The 20,959-nt window shown below is 63.4% G+C and carries 15 protein-coding genes; 5 read left to right on the plus strand and 10 right to left on the minus strand.

Annotated features, from left to right (window positions below):
• Positions 1–55: 55 nt before the first annotated feature.
• The 10 genes from X730_RS158160 to X730_RS158115 all read right to left on the minus strand — a co-directional run bounded on the left by X730_RS158160 (position 56) and on the right by X730_RS158115 (position 13,841).
• Entirely contained in the window at positions 56–2,617 is a 2,562-nt protein-coding gene (locus X730_RS158160) for an FAD-dependent oxidoreductase (protein WP_023725593.1), read from the minus strand.
• Positions 2,618–2,772: 155 nt separating this feature from the next.
• The gene (locus X730_RS158155; protein WP_023670377.1) at positions 2,773–3,528 is read right to left on the minus strand and encodes an FkbM family methyltransferase; all 756 of its coding nucleotides are present in this window, start codon (positions 3,526–3,528) and stop codon (positions 2,773–2,775) included.
• The gene (locus X730_RS158150) at positions 3,525–4,760 is read right to left on the minus strand and encodes a DUF2029 domain-containing protein (RefSeq protein WP_023825779.1); all 1,236 of its coding nucleotides are present in this window, start codon (positions 4,758–4,760) and stop codon (positions 3,525–3,527) included. Before X730_RS158150 ends, X730_RS158155 begins: the two co-directional genes overlap by 4 nt.
• A 34-nt stretch (positions 4,761–4,794) precedes the next feature.
• Positions 4,795–6,225, minus strand: coding sequence for an aspartate aminotransferase family protein (locus X730_RS158145; RefSeq protein ID WP_245261312.1), 1,431 nt, complete (start codon positions 6,223–6,225; stop codon positions 4,795–4,797).
• A 67-nt stretch (positions 6,226–6,292) separates the two neighbouring features.
• A complete protein-coding gene (locus tag X730_RS158140; protein ID WP_023670374.1) occupies positions 6,293–7,300 on the minus strand; it encodes an NAD(P)-dependent oxidoreductase in 1,008 nt (335 codons plus the stop codon).
• Entirely contained in the window at positions 7,297–7,746 is a 450-nt protein-coding gene (locus tag X730_RS158135) for an EamA family transporter (protein ID WP_023670373.1), read from the minus strand. The genes X730_RS158140 and X730_RS158135 overlap by 4 nt, the downstream gene beginning before the upstream one ends.
• Before the next feature lie 124 nt (positions 7,747–7,870).
• Entirely contained in the window at positions 7,871–9,223 is a 1,353-nt protein-coding gene (locus tag X730_RS158130) for an FAD-binding oxidoreductase (RefSeq protein ID WP_023681795.1), read from the minus strand.
• Positions 9,224–9,226: 3 nt separating this feature from the next.
• Positions 9,227–10,660, minus strand: a complete 1,434-nt coding sequence (locus tag X730_RS158125; RefSeq protein WP_023681796.1) for a UbiA family prenyltransferase — start codon at positions 10,658–10,660, stop codon at positions 9,227–9,229.
• A gap of 282 nt (positions 10,661–10,942) precedes the next feature.
• Positions 10,943–11,206 carry a hypothetical protein gene (locus X730_RS158120; RefSeq protein WP_023670370.1) on the minus strand — a complete coding sequence of 88 codons (264 nt, stop codon included), beginning with the start codon at positions 11,204–11,206 and terminating at the stop codon, positions 10,943–10,945.
• A 145-nt stretch (positions 11,207–11,351) separates the two neighbouring features.
• Positions 11,352–13,841 carry a mechanosensitive ion channel family protein gene (locus tag X730_RS158115; RefSeq protein ID WP_023670369.1) on the minus strand — a complete coding sequence of 830 codons (2,490 nt, stop codon included), beginning with the start codon at positions 13,839–13,841 and terminating at the stop codon, positions 11,352–11,354.
• Between the two features lie 319 nt (positions 13,842–14,160).
• Here X730_RS158115 and X730_RS158110 point away from each other — a divergent pair, with 319 nt between their 5' ends.
• The 5 genes from X730_RS158110 to X730_RS158095 all read left to right on the plus strand — a co-directional run bounded on the left by X730_RS158110 (position 14,161) and on the right by X730_RS158095 (position 20,943).
• Entirely contained in the window at positions 14,161–15,420 is a 1,260-nt protein-coding gene (locus tag X730_RS158110; protein WP_023670368.1) for a sarcosine oxidase subunit beta family protein, read from the plus strand.
• An 11-nt stretch (positions 15,421–15,431) separates the two neighbouring features.
• Complete coding sequence (locus X730_RS158105) at positions 15,432–15,728, plus strand: sarcosine oxidase subunit delta (RefSeq protein WP_023670367.1); 297 nt, start codon at positions 15,432–15,434, stop codon at positions 15,726–15,728.
• Positions 15,725–18,736 (plus strand): sarcosine oxidase subunit alpha, encoded by a 3,012-nt coding sequence (locus X730_RS158100; RefSeq protein ID WP_023825780.1) that lies wholly within the window; start codon positions 15,725–15,727, stop codon positions 18,734–18,736. The genes X730_RS158105 and X730_RS158100 overlap by 4 nt, the downstream gene beginning before the upstream one ends.
• The gene (locus X730_RS0133290; protein WP_050588071.1) at positions 18,729–19,346 is read left to right on the plus strand and encodes a sarcosine oxidase subunit gamma; all 618 of its coding nucleotides are present in this window, start codon (positions 18,729–18,731) and stop codon (positions 19,344–19,346) included. Before X730_RS158100 ends, X730_RS0133290 begins: the two co-directional genes overlap by 8 nt.
• A 154-nt stretch (positions 19,347–19,500) precedes the next feature.
• The gene (locus tag X730_RS158095) at positions 19,501–20,943 is read left to right on the plus strand and encodes an MFS transporter (protein WP_023825782.1); all 1,443 of its coding nucleotides are present in this window, start codon (positions 19,501–19,503) and stop codon (positions 20,941–20,943) included.
• Positions 20,944–20,959: the final 16 nt, after the last annotated feature.

A 20,959-nucleotide genomic window follows, 5' to 3' on the forward strand; every position in this document is an offset into this window, starting at 1 on the left:
GAAAAGCCCGGCGAGGTGCCGGGCTTTTCGCTGTGTTGGTTGGAACCTATGACGCTCAACTCCGCGGTTTCAAATTCTCCGGATCGTAGAGCGGCTTGTAGCCGACGGCAGCCACCTCGACCGGGTAGGTCTCGCCGAAATATTCGATGGCAAACTTGCGGCCCTCCTGGGCGTGGGCCCAGGGCAGATAGGCGAGGCCGATGTTCTTGCCGATGGTCGGGCCATAGGCCATCGACGTGGTGAAGGAGCGGCGGCCGAGTTCGTCGACAAGGGTTTCGCCGGTCTTCGGATCCATCACCGGCATGGTGCCGACGGGATAGCGGGCAACACCCTTCGAATCGACGTTTTCCGTCATCACCAGCGTGCACAGGATCGCCGGCTGGTGTTCGCGGGCGCGGTATTCGACATGTTTGGCCTTGCCGCAGAAGTCGTTCTCCTTGACCTTCGGTCGGGCAAGGTCGGCCTCGAGCAGATTATACTCGGTCAGAAGGTCGGCGTTCTGCAGGCGCAGGCTCTTTTCCATGCGCCGGGTGTTGGCATAGGTCTCGACGCCGAACGGCATCACGCCGGTCGAGCGCAGCGCGTCCCAAACGGCCAGGCCGTCCTCGTAGCGCATGTGCAGTTCCCAACCCTGCTCGCCGACATAAGAGATGCGGAAGGCGGTGACGTCCTTGCCGCCGATCCTGACCGGCTTGATCGCCGCGAACGGGAAGTTCTCGAGCGAGAGACCATCCGGATTTTCGACCACTTTCCGCAGTGTCGTGCGGGCGTTCGGTCCCCAGATGCCGATGGTGACATATTTTTCCGTCACGTCGGTGATGGTGACGTCAAAGCCTTTGTCCTGCGCGGTGCGCTGCATGTAGCGGAAGTCGCGCGGACCGGCGTCGGCGCCGTCGATCAGACGGCAGCGGTCGGCCATGCGGATGACGGTGAAGTCGGCGCGCACCATGCCTTCCTCGTCGAGGAAGTGGGTGTAGATACCCTTGCCGATATTGTTGTCGCCACCGATCTTGGCCGCGCACAGCCACTCCAGCAGCGCGACATGGTCCGGCCCTTCGATGTCGTACATCGAGAAATGCGAGAGGTTGACGATGCCGCAATCCTCGCTCATCGCCAGGTGCTCGGCATTGGACACCCGCCAGAAATGGCGGTTGTCCCATTCGTTCTCACGTACGGGAACCCGGTTGCCATACTTCTCCAGCAGATGCTCGTTGGCGGCATAGCCATGCGCGCGCTCCCAACCGCCCAGCTCCATGAAGTAACCGCCAAGCTCCTTCTCGCGCTCCCAGAACGGCGAGCGGCGGATGTTGCGACCTTTGGAGAACGGCTCGCGCGGATGCACCGCCGGATTGTAGACCTTCATCGCCGTCTCGGTGCAACGATCCCAGATGAACTGCTCTTTCGTCTGGTGCGGATAGAAGCGCGCATAGTCGATGGCGTGATGGTCGATTTCCGTGCGGCCGTCCGTCATCCAGTCGGCGATCAGCTTGCCCATGCCGGGGCCGTCCTTGACCCAGATGGCGACGGCGTACCAGAGGCCCCTCACCTTCTGGCTCTCGCCCATGGACGGGCCGCCATCGGCGGTCACCTGCAACAGGCCGTTGAAGGAATGGCTTTCATTGTAGCCGAGTTCGCCCAGGATCGGCGTCAGTTCCATGGCGCGCTCCAGCGGCGCCAGGATCTGCTCCATGTCGAGATCGCGCTGCGACGGCGACAGCCGCGCCTGATCCTTCTCCAGCAAATCGCGCGGATGGCAAAGACGCGGATTGGTCTCTTCGTAGTAACCCCATTCGATCTGGCCGCCTTCGGCGGTCCTGGGGTCGCCGGTGTCGCGCATATAGGCCGAATTACCCTGGTCGCGCAACAGCGGCCAGCCGATCTCCTTGCCGGTGCCGGCGAATTGCTTGTAAGGCCCGAAGAAGGTCAGCGGATGGTCGATCGGCATGACCGGCAGGTCTTCGCCGACCATCTCGGCGATCAGCCGGCCCCAGATGCCGGCGCATACGATGACATAATCGGCCATGATCGTGCCGCGGTCGGTGACGACGCCCTTGATGCGGCCTTCCTCGACGATGAGAGATTTGGCGGGCGTGTTCGCGAAGGATTTGAGTTTCCCCGTAGCTTCCGCCTGGTCGACCAGCTTGCCGGCGACGGTCTGCGAGCGCGGGATGACCAGGCCGGCGTCCGGATCCCACAGGCCGCCCTGCACCATGGACTCTTCGATCAGCGGGAATTTTTCCTTGATCTCGGCCGGTTCGATCAGCCGGGCGCGGGTGCCGAAGGATTTGGCCGAGGCGATCTTGCGCTTGATCTCGTCCATGCGGCTGTCGTCGCCGACGCGCGCCACTTCGAGACCGCCGATGCGGGCGTAATGGCCCATCTTTTCGTAGAAATCGATCGAGTAGAGCGTCGTCCAGCACGACAGGAAATCATGGCTCGTGGTGTAGCAGAAGTCCGAGGCATGCGCGGTCGAGCCGATATCGGTCGGGATGCCCGACTTGTCGATGCCGACAATGTCGGTCCAGCCGCGCTCGATCAGATGATGCGCGATCGACGCGCCGACAATGCCACCCAGGCCGACGATGACGACCTTCGCCTGTTTCGGAAACTCTGCCATTGCCCGCGACTCCAAGGGGATAAAGCGGGCGCGTCCGCGCCCGTTCGAATGGCGCACAATATGCAGAGGACGTGGATGCAGCTACCGCCTGTTTGCGACACGTCGCGGATGCGACGCGACCCGGCGCGCCGGCGTGCCGCCAGTGGCGATCTATCTCAGGCGAAGGCCCAGATGTCCTCGGCCTGGAAGCCGACCTGATAGCCTGATGTCTTCAGCTTGACCACGACCTGGCCGATTTCGGCGGCCGGCAGCGCGCCGACCTCGACCTTGATCATGCCCGGACGATAGCGCTTGAGATCGAGCTGTTCGAAGACGATCCAGTCGGCGCCCTCGCAATCGACCAGGAAGGCGTCGATATGCGTGATGCCGTTGCGGTCGAGCAGCGTCTGCAGCGTTTCCGACGGCACCTCGATATCCCTCACGTGCGGCGCGAACTTGTTGAAATTGGCGTCGTCCTCGCCCCAGGCATTCTTGCCCGACATCAGATTGGTGTCGGTGACCGACGAGCAGCCGATGAACTCGATCGGCAGCGTGCCGGCCTCGAGTGCCGCGGCATCGAAAGTGTGGACGGTGATCGTGCCCTTGGTCTTCGTCACCGCGACCGGTTCGATGACGAAGCGTTCCGTGTCGGGATAGTTGGCCCGCAACCGCTTCTGATTGTACGGGATCGGCTCGACCAGCACGGCCCGCGCCCGCGGAATGCGGTGCAGCCACGGCGTGACGTCGTCGAACAGCGCGCCGTCGCAAGCGCCGACATTGACCATCTGGAAGGCTTGCCCACCGCCAAACCGCGCCTTCAGCGCCGCCTTGGCCAGGAATTTCGTGCCACGCAACGCCGGCCCCCGATCGAGCAGGCCGGCGGGCAGGCCGAGCGAAAGGGCGATGCGCGCCAGGCCGGAAATGGAACTCATGGCTTATCTCCAGGTATGGCGTGCAAGGCGATGGGCCGCCTTCCATTCAGGCTTGCCGACGCCCACAGCGCCATGATCGGGCCGACGAGCAAAAGGTAGGGCGGCAGAAGGTTCGGGAAGTAGATGCGGGTGTCGTGGATCGGAAAGACGGTGAATTTCGCCAGCACGCCAAGCACCAGTGCTGCAAGCAGGATGCCGGCGCGGCGATCGAGCCGGAAGCCGGCGCGGCTGAGCGCAAGCCACCCGGCCAGCGCCAGAACCCAGACCCCGACCCAACTGTTGAGGCTGGTGGCGCGAATGAAGGATGCGGCGAACGCCTTGACATAGGCGCCAACCGAGAACGGTGGCTCGAAGCCATCCATATTGTAGTGCTGCTCGATGCTGGAGAACCACAGATGCGGCCACCAGCCGGGATGCTGCGCCCAATGCGAAATCGCGAAATAAGCGACGAAGGACGCGGCAAAGCCGGCCAGCGCGCCCCACGCCCGCTGCCGGAAGACCAGCAGCAGCACGGCGAAGATGGCCAGAAAAACAATATTGTCCGGCCGCGCCATGAAGGCCAGGAAAAGCAGGACAGCGGTCGCTGCCTCGCGGCCGCGCACATAGGCAAGCAGCCCGCCGAGGAACAGCGCCGAGCACAACAGATCCGGGGTCGCGGCGCGTGCCGCGTCGCCGAAATCGGCCATGATCAGCACCGCGCCGGCCACCGGCGCCAGCGCCAACGCGCCTTCGGTTCGCAGCCACAGCAGCGTGATCATCCCGAACAGCAGCACCGAGACCACCTGCAGCACCCGCATCGCCTCGACAGGCGACATCACCGAACTCATCGTCGAAAGAATCTCGGCGTAGAGGAACTTGATCCGGTACATGCCAAGCAGCGAGTGAAAGTCGGCGGCATTTTGCGCCATATGGCTGCGGAAACCGCCACCATCGTCGGTCAGCGTCTTGTAGTCGCCGGCCGACACGCCGGCCTGGACCGTGCTGTAGGCATAGTCATGCAATGCCTGCGCATCGGGATAAGCGCCCTCCTCGGCGACGGCGAGATAGGGCAGCATGTCCCAATTGGCGTCGGGCATCGTCAAGGCCATGAACGCCGTCAGCAGGATATAGAGCGAAAACGCGATCGCGCCGACCGGAGCCGCCCATCGCGCATAAGTCCCCTCGCCCCACGCGAGAGCGGCCGCAGTCAGCCGGTCGAGTGTGTTTTGCGGGGCGGGAGACTTGCTCAGCATTGTCGGACTCAGGACTTCGCTCAACGGACTTCTTTTAACGGACCTGGCTTTTGACGAAATCCTTGACGATTCCCACGATGCCGCGCGACAGCAGGCTGTCGAAAGCATCGACGAAACGGTCGACATGCTCGCGCTGGCAGATCAGCGGTGGCTCGAGACGGATGACGTTGCGGTTGTATTCGGTGAAGGCGACGAGCACGTCATAGTCGCGCAACAACAGCGCGCCGACGAAGCCCGACAGCGAGCCCTTCAGCTTGTCGTCGAGGACGCTGACGATCGGACGTAGCACCATCGGCAAGGTCTGCGAGAAGTCGTGGAACTCGAGCCCGATCATAAAGCCTTTGCCGCGCACGTCCTTGATGATCTTAGGGTACTTCTCCTTCAGCGCCTGCAGGCGCTGCAGCAGATAGTCGCCGGCAGTGGCGGCGTTGTCGATCAGCCCCTCATCATAGAGCACGTTGATGCCCTCGATCGCGGTGACGCAGGCCTCGCCCATGCCGCCAAAGGTGGCCATGGCATGGATCATCGCCGTCTTCGGCGTGCCATAGGCCTTCATATAGACCTCGCGCCGGGCGACCATCGCGCCGACCGCCGCCTTGCCTGCGCCGAGCGACTTGGCCAGCGCCGTCACATCGGGCACGACGCCATAATGTTCGAAGGCGTAGAAGCGGCCGGACCGGCCATAGCCGCACTGCACTTCATCAGCCACCCACAGCACGCCATAGTGGTCGCAGAGCGCGCGCAATTTCTGCCAGTATTGCGCCTCTGCCTGGATGATGCCGCCGCCGCCCTGGATGGTCTCGAGTACGATAACGCCGACCTCCGGGTCGGAGCGGAACAGCCGCTCGACCGCTTCGATATCGGCGAACGGAATGCGCACGGTGTTCTCAGCCATCTTGAAGTCCGCGCGGTAGAGCTGGCCGTCGGTGATGCCGAGCACGCCCTTGGTCTTGCCGTGGAAGGAATTCTCGGCATAGACGACCTTCGGCCGCTTCGGCCCGGCGGCGCGCTCGGCGAGCTTCACCGCCGCTTCCATCGCTTCCGAACCCGACGAGCCCAGAAACACCATGTCGAGATCGCCGGGCGAGCATTTGGCGATGTTGTGCGCCAGCGCCGATGCATATTGCGACATGAAGGCGATGGCGATTTCCTGGCGCTTCTCCTCCTGGAATTTGCGCCTGGCCTCCAGGATGCGCGGATGGTTGTGGCCGAAGGCCAGCGAACCGAAGCCGCCGAAGAAGTCGAGAATCTTGCGGCCGTTCTGGTCGATGTAGAACATGCCTTCGGCACGCTCGATCTTGATCTTGTGGAAGCCGAGCAGCTTCATGAAATGCAGCTGGCCCGGATTGAGATGCGCCTTGAACAGGTCGGTCATGCGCGCGACATCCATCGCCTTCGCCTGCTCGACGCTGATCAGGTCGGGCTTGGCGATGGCGGTAGGCGACAACGCCGGCGCGCCGACCATGGTGCGCGCGTTCGTCTGCTCAGGCTTGGCCATGACGGTCATTTCGGAGTTCTCCTGGTCGTCCCACTTATTCGGCGGGGACATGATTGGCGGTGACGGCAAGCCCGTCTTTCTTGGCGCGGTATTCGCTGTAGGCGGCGATCAGCATGTCCTCGTCGCGATATTGCGGCACCCAGCCGAGCTGGCGCTCGGCCTTGGATACGTCGAGCACGCACTCCTCATCGGCGATCAGATATTGTTCGGGATCCATGATCGGCATGTTCATGAGATCGAGCAGGTCGAGAGTGCGCTTGACCGCCCAGCCCGGCGTCGGGATCAGCAGCGATTTCGAGCCGGCATGCTTGATCAGGTCGCCCAGCAATTTCTTCACCGGCGGCGGATTGAGGGAGCCCAGATTATAAGCCTGGTTGGGCACGCCTGCCTTCCAGGCCGAGCGGGCAGCTTCCGCGCAATCGAACACCGAGATGAACTGATAGGGGTTCTTGCCCGAGCCGATCATCGGCACAGGAAAATTCCAGTCGATCAGTTTGAACAGCTTTTCCAGGATCCCGAGCCGGCCGGGACCGATGATCAGACGCGGGCGAAACAGCGAGATCGACATGCCGCGCTTGCGCCATTGAGCGGCGAGCTCCTCGGTCTTCTGCTTCGACCAGCCATATTCGCCGAGCGGTGCGACCGGGTGCTCCTCGGTCATCGGCTGGGTGACCGTGTGGCCGTAGATCATGTCGGTGGTGTAGTGGACGAGCTTGGACGCGCCGGCCTTGTCCATCGCCTGCATGATGTGTTCGGTGCCATGGAAATTCACCGGAAAGAAGAAGTCGTGACGCTTGGCCCGCACCTGGATCGGCGACAGCATTTTGGCCGACAGGTTGTAGATCATGTCGTCGGCCTTCAATCCGATGTTAGCCACCGAGGCCGTATCCGTGACATCGCAGGTGACGAAGCGAACGTTGCGATAGTGCGTCAGGTCGCTCTTGACGATGTCGGCAACGACAACCTCTTCACCATCGGCCACAAGCTTCGGGGCAAGATGACGGCCGACGAAGCCGTCGCCGCCGAAAATAACATGTCTCATCGAACGATCTCGTTTGTCTGGATCTTGTCGGGGATGATGGAAGCGGTTTGGTCGTCATGCCCGCGCCCGCCCAAGTCTCGACCGCTTTGCGCGATCAGCACGGTGCCAACGCAGATGAAGGCGATGCCGGCAATGCGCCAGGCATTGAGGTCCTCGCGGAAGATGAAATAGGCGAAGATCGCAACCGCGACATAGGCAAGGCTGAGGAACGGATACGCAAAGCTGAGCTCGACCTTGGACAGCACGTAGAGATGCGAAGCCATCGAGATGACGAAGGTGCACAGGCCGAGAAACACCCATGGGCTGAAAACGACCTGCAACAGCCTCAACAGCGGATTGGTGCCTTCGAACGAAATGGGACCGAGCGACATCATGCCTTGCTTCAGCATCAGCTGCGCGGCGGCATTGGTCATGACCGTGAACAGAATGAAGACGATGTATTTCATATTTTGCACCCGCCACTCGCAACGGTCCTATTACTAACCTGCAAACATTTCGTGAAGTCACGACAATGATTTGAGTAAACTACGGAACTTACGATCTATTCACCATGACTTATTCGGATTGTACCTATTCAGCTGCCTCGACACGCCTTGGCCGGACGTTGAGCATTTTCGCCGTCCGCAGCCAGAAACTGGACACGAAAGCCGGGTCGCGCAGCGCTTCAAGCCGCTGCCAATTCGGGAAGGAGGCCGCGAAAGTATCAGCGCCCATGCGCGCATCCTTGTACGGGTTGACCGCGCCGCCGGCCGCGACCGTGATGCGGTCGAGTTCGCTGAGCAGGGCCAGCGTCCTGTCGCCGCGATTGGGGAAATCCAGCGTCAACGTGAAGCCTGGCCGCGGAAAGGACAGCAGCCCCGGCGAGCGGATCGAGCCGAAGCGCTTCAACACGGTGAGGAAAGAGCCCTGCCCGGCCCGTCGCGCCGCATCGAGCAGCGCCGGCACGGTCTGACGCGCGACATTTTCCGGCACCAAGCTCTGGTGCTGGTAGAGACCTTTCGGGCCATACAGCCGATTCCAGTCGCCGACACCATCAAGCGGAAAGAAAAAGCCCTGGTAGCCGGTTTGGCTCGGCCCCGGCGAGCGCCCCTTCTTCCACCGATAGGCGGCGTTGAAGGCGGTGAGGAACGGCCGGTTGAGCACATTGAACGGCGGCTGGAACGGCACTGAAAAACGGGAGCCGGCGCGAGACGCCGCATGCGAGCCATACTCGGCATGATTGCCTGTCAACAACAGGCCGCGCCCGCGGCCATGGCCGCCGGCAAGCTGGTCGATCCAGGCGACGGCATATTCATTGGCCTGGTCGGCGGCCTCGGCCAGTTCGAAGAATTCGCCGAGATCGGCAAACCGCGTTACCTTCTCGGCGATGTCGAGCGAATGCACCCGCATCAGCCGGATCGAGGCCGACAGGATCAGGCCGGTCAGCCCCATGCCGCCGATCGTCGCCGCAAACAGCCTTGCATTGTCGGTTGCCGAGCAGGTGTAGGTCCGCCCGTCCGAGCGCAGCAGCGTGAACGACTCGACATGGCAGCCAAAGGTGCCGCGCCGGTGATGGTTCTTGCCATGGACGTCATTGGCGATCGCGCCGCCAAGGGTGACGAACTGGGTGCCTGGGACGACAGTCGGAAAGAAACCGTAAGGTGCAGTGTGCGCAATGATATCGGAGAGGAACACGCCGGCCTCCGCCTCGAGCAGGCCGGTCTCGGCATTGAAGGCGCCGATGCGGTTCAGCGGCCGCATGTCCACGACCGCACCTGGCCCGTTCTGGCAGGAATCACCGTAGGAGCGGCCATTGCCATAGGCGAGCAGAGCGTTCTTTGTCGCCTTGCCGCTTCGCATCAGCGCGATGGCATCGTCGGCCGCGATGGCTCGCTTTGCGGCCGGCGTGGCGAGGCCAAAACTCCGGTACCGTTCGCCGGCCATCCCCTACCAGCCTCCCGCGACCAGAAGGGCGGCGCCGATCACCACGACGATCTGGCTTCGCCAGTCGCGAATGATGAAGATGACCGGATCGTCATTCATCTCGTTGCGGCGCGCCAGGATCCAGACCCGCATGGTCAAATACAGCACGATCGGCGCCAGCGGCCAGACCAGCCAGGGATGCGGATAGAGTTCGCGTACCGCGACGCTGTCCATGTACAGCGCCAGCACCAGCGCCGAGGAGAAGGCCGACGCCATTCCTGCCTGGGCGACGATCTCCTGGTCTTCGATGCGGTAGCCGCGGCCGGCAATGCGCTCGCCCACCGGAATGGCTGTGGTGCGCAGTTCGACATAGCGCTTCACCAGCGCCAGCGACAGGAAGAAGAAAATCGAGAAGGCGAGCAGCCAGAACGAGACTTCGACCCCGGTCGCCGCAGCACCTGCCAGCACACGCACAGTGTATAGCCCCGCCAGCGTCAGTACGTCGGCCAGGAGCATGCGCTTGAACGACAGCGAATAGGCTGTGGTCACCACCAGATAGCCGGCGAGCACGCCCAGGAACTCGATCGGCAACAGAAGCCCGGCGGCAATGCCGATCGCCAGCAGCACCGCCATCGCGCCGAGACCGAACGGGATCGACAAAGCGCCGCTGGCGAAAGGTCGGTTGCGTTTGGTCGGATGCTTGCGGTCGAGCGCAAGGTCGAAGAAATCGTTGAGAATGTAGATGGCGGAAGCCACGGCGCTGAAGGAGACGAACGCCAGCAGGCATTGCCAGATCATGTTGATGTTGAAGTATTCATGCGACAGCACCATCGGCACCGCGATCAGCGAATTCTTCAGCCACTGATGCACGCGCAGCATCTTGACGAATGTCTTCAATGTCCTTTTCGGCGCCGGCATCCTTTCGGCGCTATGCGCGGCCTGCCAGCGCTTCGCATGGCGGTCGGGCGCCACGACGATGGCCTTGCGTGCGGCTCCGAAAACCTTGACGTCGTGCCGGCTGTTGCCGGCATAGTCGAAACCGCCGTCGCCATAGGCGGCGATGAGCGCGTCGCGCTTGCGGCCCGAGGTCATGTTGTGGGGACCGTCGGTCGCCAGCACATAGTCGAAGACGCCCAGATGCGCCGCGATCGCCTCGGCGAACTTGCGTGGCGTACCGGTCGCCAGCACGATCTTGCGTCCGTCGCTATGGTCGGCGAGCAGCCGCTGCAGCAGCGCTTCGCGATAGGGCAGCGAGGCCGGATCGATATCGATGCGGTCGGCGATGGCTTGTTTCAGCCGCGCCGGGCCGGCGGCCAGCCAGTACGGGACCAGGAAAACATAGAGCGGATTCTTCTTGAGCAGGATGAACAGGCCTTCCCAAAGAAGATCGGTCGCAATCAGCGTGCCGTCGAGGTCGACCGCAAGCGGGATTGCGTTCTTGTCCGACCGCGCATCCATGTCCGTTCTGCCCTATTCATAACCGGTTGCGCCGTGTTTCGGCGTCTTCGCACCGGTATAGCGGCGGAACGGCGTATTGAACGTTAAAACGCACGGTTGCAGCCGGTAGGCGCCACGATATTTCCCGCGTCATTGTTAAGCAATCGCTACCGCGAACAATAAAAGGCCGGGCATTGCCCGGCCTTTACTACATCTGCTTGCCGACTTTACTTGATGCGGGCAACGCCACCTGAGATTTCGACCGTTTCCGAGCCGGTCAGGGCCTCGAGNTGCTTGCCGACTTTACTTGATGCGGGCAACGCCACCTGAGATTTCGACCGTTTCCGAGCCGGTCAGGGCCTCGAGGTCACCATTGGGCAAGGTGACGAAACAGCCGTTCGGGCAGAATTCCACGGTTTCGCCGGCGGCCAGCGCCAGCTCCGTCTTGCCGCCGCCTTCCGTCACGATCAGCGTACGGGTCTCAGCATCCTTGTTGACCGCGCTGGCGGCAAAGGCCGAGCCACTCGCTGCGGTAAGAGCGATGGCGACGACGAGCGACTTCCACATTTTGCAATATCGGTGTTTCCACACCGCCTCTGTTGCATTTCGCAAGGCATTCTCGCCTTTGCATGTGAGCTTATAGGAGATGCAAGCTGAACCGCAACTGAATGCCGCATTCATGCCGCAATTGGTTTGGGAGGAGCTTGGGGCCTTAGCTGGGATCGGGTTTGCGGGCCTTGCGACCAGTTTTGGCCAGCCGCTTCGCCTCGGCGGCGGCTCTGGCCTCCGCCTGCTCCTTCTCGGCGAACTCGACCTCGATCTTGTCGTCGTCGATCGGCCATGCGTCGGTCTGCTTGACCTTGACCTCGGCGCGCGGCGTCGAGGGGATTTCTATGTGCTCGGCGTCAAAAGCATCGAGAACGGCAAAGCGGATATCGTTCTGAACGATGGCGCCGTTCAGCACATCGGCCAGGAACACGCGGATCTCGAACTCGAGTGCTGCCGGCCCGAAATTGGTGAACAGGACGAAGGGTTCCGGGTTCTTCAGCACCAGCGCATGGCCGCGCGCAATCTCAAGCAGGACCGCGTGTACCCGCTTGACGTCGCTGCCATATGCGACCCCGACCTTGATCTCCACACGTCCGAGCTTGTTGCGGTGCGTCCAGTTGCCGACGGCGTTGTTGATGAGGTTCGAATTGGGCAGGATCACCGATTGCCGCTGGAAGGTCTCGATTTCGGTGGCGCGCACGCTGATCTTCTTGACCGTGCCTGATGTGTCGCCGGCGACGATCCAGTCGCCGACCTTGAACGGCCGCTCGGCGAGCAGGATCAGGCCGGACACGAAGTTGGACACGACATTCTGCAGGCCAAAGCCGATACCCAGCGAAAGTGCGCCGGCAACAAGCGCCAGGTTGGAGAGATCGATGCCCGCCGCCGAGATGCCGACGAGCCCAGCGAGCGCGACGCCGGCATAGCCGACCGCCAGCCGGATCGAGTTGCGCACGCCGGTATCGACCTTGCCGCGCGCCATTACCGAGCCGTCGAGCCAGCCCTGGAACCAGCGGGTCAGGAAATAGCCGATGATGAAAACGACGATGCCGGTGAGGATGCCGGTGACCGAAATCGTCACCGAACCGACGGTGACGCCTGTCGCCAATTTATAGCCCCAGGCCTGGATATCGCCGGGCTGGAAGCCCCACATCAACAGGATCAGCGGCAGGAACACCAGCACGATCATCAGGTTGATGGCGACGCTGACGACGAGGCCGAGTTGGTCGAGCGCGGTGTCCTCATAGCTGGAATTGGTCTTCAGCCAGCGCCCGATGGACGTGCCGGCGAAACCACCCTCCTCGCCGATCTCGCGCGCCGACAGGAAGCCGATATAGGCGGTGAGCAGGATGGTGCCGGTGACCACGACCTGCAACGAGACGAAGATGGCAAGACCGATATAGCCGAACAGTGCCGCCGCAATCGTGAACAGGCCGAGCGCGACACAGGTGTAGCGCAGCCAGGCCGGCCAGGGGCGCCAGCGCCCGTCGGCGTCCTTGTAAGGCTTCAGCAGCGCCATAAGGATCAGGATGACGCCCACGATGACGGTGGCGACAAAACTCCTGGCCACCGTCAGCGACAGGGGCGAGCCCATCTTGTCGTTGACGATCGACAGGAAATTGTTGATGCCGATGACGACTGCCATGGCCGTCGTCAGCCGCACCAGCCAACGCGCCGGGCCGGTCTCGACCTGGATCAGGCGCCAGTTCGGCATGCTGGGCGACAGAGCCGCATTGGTCAGGCGGTTGACACAGAACACTATGGCGATGACGGCTGCCAGCGCGTTGAGGAAAACGCCTATGTCGCCGCGCAGCACATTGTAGTAGTTGTACAGGAACACCGTCGAGGCGAGGAAGGCGCTGACCGCCAGCGTCGGCAGCAAAGTCGACCAGAACGCCACCGACAGGCGACTGAGATATGTCGGATCTTCAACCGACGCGTCGGGCTCGAAGATGCGCCCAAACAGGCGGCGCCCACCGACCAGAAGCACCACCGCCAAAGCAAGCGCCATGAGGGTCGCCGCGAGCATCGCCTGGAACTTGAACTTGAAGGCAAAGCTCAGCCACGATGACACCGCCCTGTAGAAGTTGGCGTATTCGTCCCTTGCGTCGGAAAACACCTGGGGGCTCAGTGCATCGGACAGCACATAGCGCTTGGTTAGGCCGCTGCGAAACAGCTCGCTGCGCATATTACCGATCTTCTCGATCAGCGAATTGATGCGAATCGACAGGTTCTGCGCCCCGGCGATGACGGCGTTGATCTCCGCCTTTTCCGACGCCAGCGCCTGGCGCTCGCCGGTCACGATGTCCGGTTCAGGGGGCTGTCCGGCAGCCGGCGGGGCGCCAAGCTGCTCGAGCCTCGAATTGATCTCTCCCAGCCGCGAACGAAACGCCAGCGCGCTGTTCAGCGCAGCGCGCGACAGCTCTTCCAACTGCAGGCGGATCTCGACAAGGGTGGTGTCGTCGACGCCGTCCTCCTGGACCTTCTTCTCCAGAGCGTCGGTTTTCGTCGTCAAACCCTGCAGGATTTTCTGCTGGTCGGCGACCAGCCCGGCAGGCGCCTGGCCAAGCCCCTGCGCCATCGCGCCGAACGAATGCGGCGCCAAGGCAACGAGCGCGAGGACCAAGATCAGGCGAAAGAAGCGAAAAGACATAATGGTGGCGACTCAAAGGGCGGCAAAGGCCGCTTCTAAAGCGGTCCTTGATAGAGACGCTCATCCCGTGGGGCAAGTCGTGGCGAAGTCATGACAGTTGGGCGCCTTGCGGGAGTCGGCCAGTCGAAAAGCCATGGCGCAATCTTGGCTTTGCGCACGCCGCCTGCTCTATAGTCTGCCGCATCGCACCCGAGCCGGATGGCTTCAGGTCTGTTGGACATGAAATCATCCGGCTCTAAAAATCAAAGATATAGAGCATGATGTCGTCCGAAAACCGCTTCACACTTTTCGGCATCATGCTCTAGGGATGACATGAAGAATGGCGGAATATTCAGCCCTTTCGCTTCTCACGAACGCGCTCAAGGGAAACAAGGACTGGAAGCCGGCCTGGCGCAAGCCCGACCCCAAGGCTTCCTATGACGTCATCATCATCGGTGGCGGCGGCCACGGCCTGTCGACGGCCTACTATCTGGCCAAGGAGCACGGCATCACCAATGTCGCGGTGCTGGAAAAGGGCTGGCTGGGTTCCGGCAATGTCGGCCGTAACACCACGGCGGTGCGCTCCAACTACCTTTTGCCGTCCAACACCCGCTTCTACGAACATTCGATGAAGATGTGGGAGAACCTTTCGCACGACCTCAACTACAACGTCATGTTCTCGCAGCGCGGCTGCCTGAATCTGGCTCACACGCCGGGCCAGTTCGACGACCTGGCAAGGCGCGGCAACGCCATGCGCCATCTCGGCGTCGATGCCGAGCTGATGAGCACCGCCGAGATCGCGCGCCTGGTCCCGGCGCTGGACATGTCGGCCTCCGCGCGCTTTCCCATCGTCGGCGGCCTGATGCAGCCGCGCGCCGGCACCGCCCGTCACGATGCGGTTGCCTGGGGCTATGCCCGCGGCGCCGACCGACGCGGCGTCGACATCGTCGAGAATTGCGAGGTCACCGGCTTCCTGCGCGACGGCGACCGCATCACCGGCGTGCAGACGACGCGCGGAGAGATCCGCGGCAAGAAAGTCGCCGTGGCCGTTGCCGGCAGCACCGGACGGGTGATGCAGCTTGCCGGCATCGACAGGATGCCGATCGAGAGCCATGTGCTGCAGGCCTTCGTCACCGAATCGCTGAAACCTTTCGTCGACACGGTGCTGACCTTCGGCATGGGTCATTTCTACATGTCGCAGTCCGACAAGGGCGGCCTCGTCTACGGCGGTGACATCGACGGCTACAACAGCTACGCTCAGCGCGGCAACCTGCCCATCGTCGATGAGGTGATGAGCGAGATGCTGGCGCTGTTTCCCGGCCTTGCGCGTGTACGCATGCTGCGCTCCTGGGGCGGCGTCTGCGACATGTCAATGGACGGTTCGCCGATCATCACCACCGGCCCGCTGCCCGGCATGTATCTCAACTGCGGCTGGTGCTATGGCGGCTTCAAGGCGACGCCGGCCTCGGGCTGGTGCTTCGCATACACCATCGCCAAGGACGAACCGCACGCGTTCAACGCGCCGTTCACGCTCGACCGTTTTTATCGCGGCCTAGTGATTGACGACAAGGGCCAGGGCGCAACGCCCCGGCTGCATTAGGGTTCAAACAAATGCTTATCACTTGTCCCTATTGCGGCCCGCGCGACGTCATCGAGTTCACCTATCAGGGCGACGGCAACCGCGAGCGCCCGCAGCCCAACTCGCAGGACCTCGACGCCTGGAACGCCTATGTCTACGATCGGCTGAACCCGGCCGGCGACCACAATGAGATCTGGCAGCATTCGGGCGGCTGCCGCACCCATCTGAGGATGGTGCGCAACACGGTCACGCATGAGATTTCCAGCACCGGTTTCGCCCGCGGCGACCACAATGCCGCCGCCCGGCACAAAGCCGGAGGCAAGTCGTGAGCCCGCGCCGCACCGAGACTGGCGGCCGCGTCGACCGGCTGCGCACCATCCGCTTCACCTTCGACGGCACGCCCTACACCGGCCATGCCGGCGACACGCTGGCCTCGGCGCTGCTTGCTAACGGCGTCACGCTTTTCGGCCGCTCATTCAAATACCACCGCCCGCGCGGCCTGCTCTCGGCCGGCGTCGAGGAACCGAACGCGCTGGTGACGGTGCTGCGCGGCGAAGTGCGCGAGCCCAACATCGCCGCAACCATGGTCGAGATCTATGACGGGCTGGTGGCCGTCAGCCAGAACCGCTTTCCCTCGCTCGCCTGGGACGTCAACGCCATCAACCAGCTCGGCGGCAAGCTCCTGGCCGCCGGCTTCTACTACAAGACCTTCATGGGTCCGGTCTTCGGCCCGCTGAAGGGCACCAGATTCTGGATGTTCTGCGAGCATTTCATCCGCCGCGCCGCCGGCCTGGGCCGCGCCGGTATTGCCGCCGACACCTCGCGCTACGAGCGCATGAACGCGTTTTGCGACGTGCTGGTGGTCGGCTCCGGCCCGGCCGGCCTGTCAGCCGCCAAGGCCGCTGCCGACCAGGGCGCGCGCGTCATCCTGGCCGAACTCGAGCCGCGTTTCGGCGGCTCGGCCAACTGGTCCGGCGAGGCCATCGACGGCGCGCCGGCCGCCGACTGGGCGGCGCGCGCCGTCAGCCAGCTCGAAGGACATGACACGGTCCGCCTGCTGCCGCGCACCACGGTGTGGGGCTATTACGACGGCAACACGCTAGCCGCGCTCGAGCGCGTCACCGACCACAAGGAAACGCCCGGCAAGGGCGAGCCGCGCCATCGCTACTGGGCGATCCGCGCCAAGACGGTGGTGCTGGCCACCGGCTCTTTCGAGCGGCCGCTTGTGTTCCCCGGCAATGACCGGCCGGGCGTCATGCTGGCGCATGCCGCCGAGCGCTATGCTAACGATTATGGCGTGCTGCCCGGCGACAGGATCGCGCTGTTCACCAACAATGACAGCGCCTATCGCTCGGCGCTGGCGCTGAGGAAGGCCGGGGCGGCTATTGTCGCCATCGTCGATGTGCGCCCCGAGCTTTCGGCCGAAATGCGCAGCCTCGCCACCGAGGCCGAAGCCGAAATCCTCTCCGGCCATGCCGTGGTCGCCACCGAAGGCGGCAAGGCGCTCTCCGGCCTCAAGGTGCAGCGCTTCGACATGACCTCGGGCGCGCTCAGCGGTGACGCCCGCAGCATCCACGCCGATAGCCTGCTGATGTCGGGCGGCTGGTCGCCGACCATCCACCTCGCCAGCCAGGCTGGCGCGAGAGCCGAGTGGAATCCTGCGCGCCAGGCCTTCCTGCCGCCAAAGCAAACGCAACAGCGCTGGCCAAATCAGCAATGGATTGGTGCGGGTGCTTTCAACGGAAGCTTCTCGACCATCGAAGCAATCACTGAGGGCCGCGCAGCCGGCTTGTCCGCAGCGGGCGGAGCGGCTGCGCCGGCAGCCTTGCCGGATGTCGAAGCAGCCCCGGGAAACCCAGATCCGGCTCCGGTGTTCGAGATCAAGGCGAAAGGCAAAAGCTTCGTCGACTTCCAGCATGATGTCACCGCCGAGGACGTGCGGCTGGCGCATCGCGAAGGTTTTGTCTCCGTCGAGCATCTGAAGCGCTACACCACGCTCGGCATGGCGACCGACCAGGGCAAGAACTCCAACGTTCCGGGCCTCGCCATCATGGCCGAGGCGTTGGGCAAACCGATCCCCGAAGTCGGAACGACGCGCTTCCGCCCGCCCTATTCCGCGGTGTCGATCGGCTCGCTTGCCGCCGAACGCTTCGGCGATCTGAAACCCGAGCGCCTGACGCCCATGCATGACTGGCACCTCGCCAATGGCGCAACGATGTATTCCGCTGGCCTCTGGTATCGACCAATGATCTACGGCCTTGCCGGCGAGACGGTCGAGCAGGCCTATGTCCGTGAAGCCAGGGCGACGCGCGAAAGCGCCGGCATCGTCGACGTCTCGACGCTGGGCAAGATCGCCGTTCAGGGGCCGGATGCGGGCGAATTCCTCGACCGGGTCTACACCAACATGTTTTCCACCCTCCCCGTCGGCAAGGCCCGCTACGGCCTGATGCTGCGCGAGGACGGGCTGGCCTTCGACGACGGCACCACATGGCGGCTCGGCGAACAGGATTTCCTGATGACGACCACCACGGCCAACGCCGGCAAGGTGATGCAGCATCTGGAATATTTCCTCGACGTCATCTGGCCGGAGCTCAAAGTGCACGTCACCTCGGTAACCGACGAATGGGCGGGCGCGGCCATCGGCGGGCCGAAGGCGCGGGCCATCCTCGCCGCCTGTGTCACCGGCACCGCGGTCGACAACACAGCCCTGCCGTTCATGGGCATCGTGCGCGGCGAGATATCAGGCGTGCCGGTGATGATTTGCCGGCTGTCCTTCTCCGGAGAAATGGCCTTCGAGGTCTATTGCGGCGCCGGCTACGGCACCCATGTCTGGGAAGCCCTTATCGAAGCCGGCAAGCCGTTCGGCCTGGTCACCTACGGGCTGGAGGCGTTGGGCACGATGCGCATCGAAAAGGGCCATGTCACCGGCGCGGAGATCGACGGGCGCACTACGGCGCGCGACCTGCATCTCGACTGGATGCTGTCGAAGAAGAAGCCGTTCATCGGCTCGGCGATGATGGACCGCGAAGGCCTGATCGCGCCCGAGCGGCTGCAGCTGGTCGGCCTGGTCTCGCTCGACAATCGGCCGTTCAATGGCGGAGCCCACCTCGTCGAGGAACTGGACGAAGCCAATCCGCACGACTCCATCGGCCATATCACCGCCTGCTGCTACTCGCCGGCGCTGGGCAAGCACATCGCGCTGGCTTTGGTCGAGGGCGGCAAGGCGCGCCATGGCACCCGGGCATTCGTCTCCGATCCGCTGCGCAAGCGGTTCGGGCCGGTCGAGATCGTCTCCAACCATTTCTACGACCCGGACGGGAGCCGCATGCATGGCTGAGCGCCAATCACCCGAACGCCAATCACCCGAGCGCCTCTCGCCGCTCGAGCCGGTGTCCCATCCGGGTTCGCACGGCAATTTCGAGCATGGCGTTGAAGTCATCCTGACCGAGACCCGGCCGGGCTCGATCCTGCAGCTGGCCGCGTGGCCGGGCGCGGAAAAGCAACTGATCGACGTGATCGGCAAGGTCACCGGCCTCGATTTGCCCGATGGCGCCGGCGGCGGTCTCGCCAAGGACGGCAAGGCCGTGTTCGGTTTCGCGCCTGGAAAATTCACAGTCGTCGACGAGGCCGAGGGCCTGGCGGCGAGTTTTGCCGGGGACGTAACCCCGGCAATCGGCACGATCACCGACCTGTCGCATGGCCGCACCGCTATCCGCATCGCCGGCCCTAAGGCCGAATGGGTGCTGGCGAAATTCTTCGCCATCGACTTCGCCCTGCCTGCCTTCCCCATAGGCGCCGGCCGTTCGACCACCCATCACGACGTCTTTGCGCAGATCCAGCGCACCGGCGCCGACCAGTTCGATATCTATGTCTTCCGCTCCTTCGCCCGCTCGTTCTGGAAGGCGCTCTGCCATGCCAGCGAGGAGGTCGGCTACGAGGTTCAGTAGGGCCGACAGCCGTTCTGGCCTCAAGGCCAGCCGGGTTCTGCCGCTAGAGAATGCTCCAATGGAAGCCCATGGTGGGGAAAGTGGCCTAACCGGCCCAGGGGATTAAAAAGATCCCGTCTCAGAGTCGGGATCGTCATTTGGTTCGAACATCCCCATGACCGCAGAACTATCCGCCGGCGCCACGGATCGCGCCGATGTGTCCGCCAGAGCCTTGCTCCTGCTGCCGCTCACGGTCGCCTGCGGCGTGTTCATGACCAGCCTCGACCAGAATGTCGTGGTCACCGCCCTGCCCGGCATCAGCGACAGCCTCGGCCGGCCGCCGAGCCAGCTCGGCCTGTTGATCACCGTCTATGTCGCCAGCCTGATCATCTCGATGCCGCTCGGCGGCTGGGCCGCCGACCGCTTCGGCCTGCGCAACGTTTACTGCTTCGCCTTGCTGGTGTTCGCCGCGTCATCGGCGCTGTGCGGATTGTCCAACGACATCTGGACGCTGGTCGGCGCCCGCGCGCTGCAAGGCTTCGGCGGCGCCTTGATGGGGACGCTCGGCCAGGTCGTCATCCTGTCGACCTTCCCGCGCAGCCGCACGCTGAAGATCAACATGTATATTTCGCTGGCCGGCCAGTCCGGACCGCTGGTCGGCCCGCTGGTCGGCGGCGCGCTGACGACCTACATTTCCTGGCGCTGGATCTTCTTCATCAACGTGCCGTTCGCGCTGGCCGCGGCCGTTCTTGCCGCGTCGCTGTTTCCGGCCGTTACCAAACCGGTGCGCACGCCGTTCGATTTCCCGGGCTTCCTGCTGGTCGGCAGCGGCATGGTCCTGCTGGTCTTCGGCATGGATTCGCTTGCGGCCAAAGACGCCGCCGGCAGCATGGTCGCGGCCGAGCTGACGCTGGCGATCGTCATCCTGACGCTTGCCTCCTTCTACTGCCTGCGCGCCCGCAACCCCTTGCTTGACCTGAAACTCCTGCGCATCCGCACCTTTCGCATCTCATTCCTCACCGGTGGTGGGCTGGACACGATCGGCCTGAGCTCGGTCGTTTTCCTTTTGCCGCTGATGTTCCAGCTCGGCTTCGGCATGAGCGCGGTGCAGGCGGGATCGCTGACTTTCGTCGCCGCAATCGGCTCGCTGATCATGCGTGTGTTCATGCCGCGCCTGCTCAACCGTTTCGGCTTTCGCCGCGTGCTGGTCGTCAACACGCCGATCGTTGCTGCCATGGTAGCGGGCTTCGCCTTGATTGAGGCGACAACGCCGGTCTGGATCGTGCTCGTCTATATCTTTGCCTTCGGCGTCCTGCGCTCGGCGCAGTGGGCTTCGACCGGCAATCTCGCCTATTCCGACATCGCGCCCGACCAGCTCGCCCGCTTCAGCGCGCTCTACTACATACTGTGGCAGTTGGGGGTGGCGATCAGCGTCGGCCTGGCGGCGGCGCTGTTGTCGTTCCTGGCTGGCGGCAGGCCGGCGGTGACCAACGATTTCCGCATCCTGTTCGTGGTCGAGGGCGTCATCACGTTGTGCGCGCTGATCGCCTATCTCAGACTGACACCGCAGGACGGTGCCCATGTCAGCGGCCATGGCGCGCAGATGAACGTGGAATAAGGCCCCGGTAGCCGAG

It is taken from the genome of Mesorhizobium sp. L103C131B0, assembly GCF_000502275.1.
Taxonomy (GTDB): domain Bacteria; phylum Pseudomonadota; class Alphaproteobacteria; order Rhizobiales; family Rhizobiaceae; genus Mesorhizobium.

What these genes read in the sequence shown, in the direction of transcription:
- X730_RS158140 (WP_023670374.1), bottom strand. Translation starts at nt 7,300, where the DNA reads ATGAGACATGTTATTTTCGGCGGCGACGGCTTCGTCGGCCGTCATCTT.
- X730_RS158160 (WP_023725593.1), bottom strand. Translation starts at nt 2,617, where the DNA reads ATGGCAGAGTTTCCGAAACAGGCGAAGGTCGTCATCGTCGGCCTGGGT.
- X730_RS158150 (WP_023825779.1), bottom strand. Translation starts at nt 4,760, where the DNA reads ATGCTGAGCAAGTCTCCCGCCCCGCAAAACACACTCGACCGGCTGACT.
- X730_RS0133290 (WP_050588071.1), top strand. Translation starts at nt 18,729, where the DNA reads ATGGCTGAGCGCCAATCACCCGAACGCCAATCACCCGAGCGCCTCTCG.
- X730_RS158110 (WP_023670368.1), top strand. Translation starts at nt 14,161, where the DNA reads ATGGCGGAATATTCAGCCCTTTCGCTTCTCACGAACGCGCTCAAGGGA.
- X730_RS158155 (WP_023670377.1), bottom strand. Translation starts at nt 3,528, where the DNA reads ATGAGTTCCATTTCCGGCCTGGCGCGCATCGCCCTTTCGCTCGGCCTG.
- X730_RS158125 (WP_023681796.1), bottom strand. Translation starts at nt 10,660, where the DNA reads ATGGATGCGCGGTCGGACAAGAACGCAATCCCGCTTGCGGTCGACCTC.
- X730_RS158135 (WP_023670373.1), bottom strand. Translation starts at nt 7,746, where the DNA reads ATGAAATACATCGTCTTCATTCTGTTCACGGTCATGACCAATGCCGCC.
- X730_RS158115 (WP_023670369.1), bottom strand. Translation starts at nt 13,841, where the DNA reads ATGTCTTTTCGCTTCTTTCGCCTGATCTTGGTCCTCGCGCTCGTTGCC.
- X730_RS158145 (WP_245261312.1), bottom strand. Translation starts at nt 6,225, where the DNA reads ATGGTCGGCGCGCCGGCGTTGTCGCCTACCGCCATCGCCAAGCCCGAC.
- X730_RS158105 (WP_023670367.1), top strand. Translation starts at nt 15,432, where the DNA reads ATGCTTATCACTTGTCCCTATTGCGGCCCGCGCGACGTCATCGAGTTC.
- X730_RS158130 (WP_023681795.1), bottom strand. Translation starts at nt 9,223, where the DNA reads ATGGCCGGCGAACGGTACCGGAGTTTTGGCCTCGCCACGCCGGCCGCA.
- X730_RS158095 (WP_023825782.1), top strand. Translation starts at nt 19,501, where the DNA reads ATGACCGCAGAACTATCCGCCGGCGCCACGGATCGCGCCGATGTGTCC.
- X730_RS158120 (WP_023670370.1), bottom strand. Translation starts at nt 11,206, where the DNA reads ATGTGGAAGTCGCTCGTCGTCGCCATCGCTCTTACCGCAGCGAGTGGC.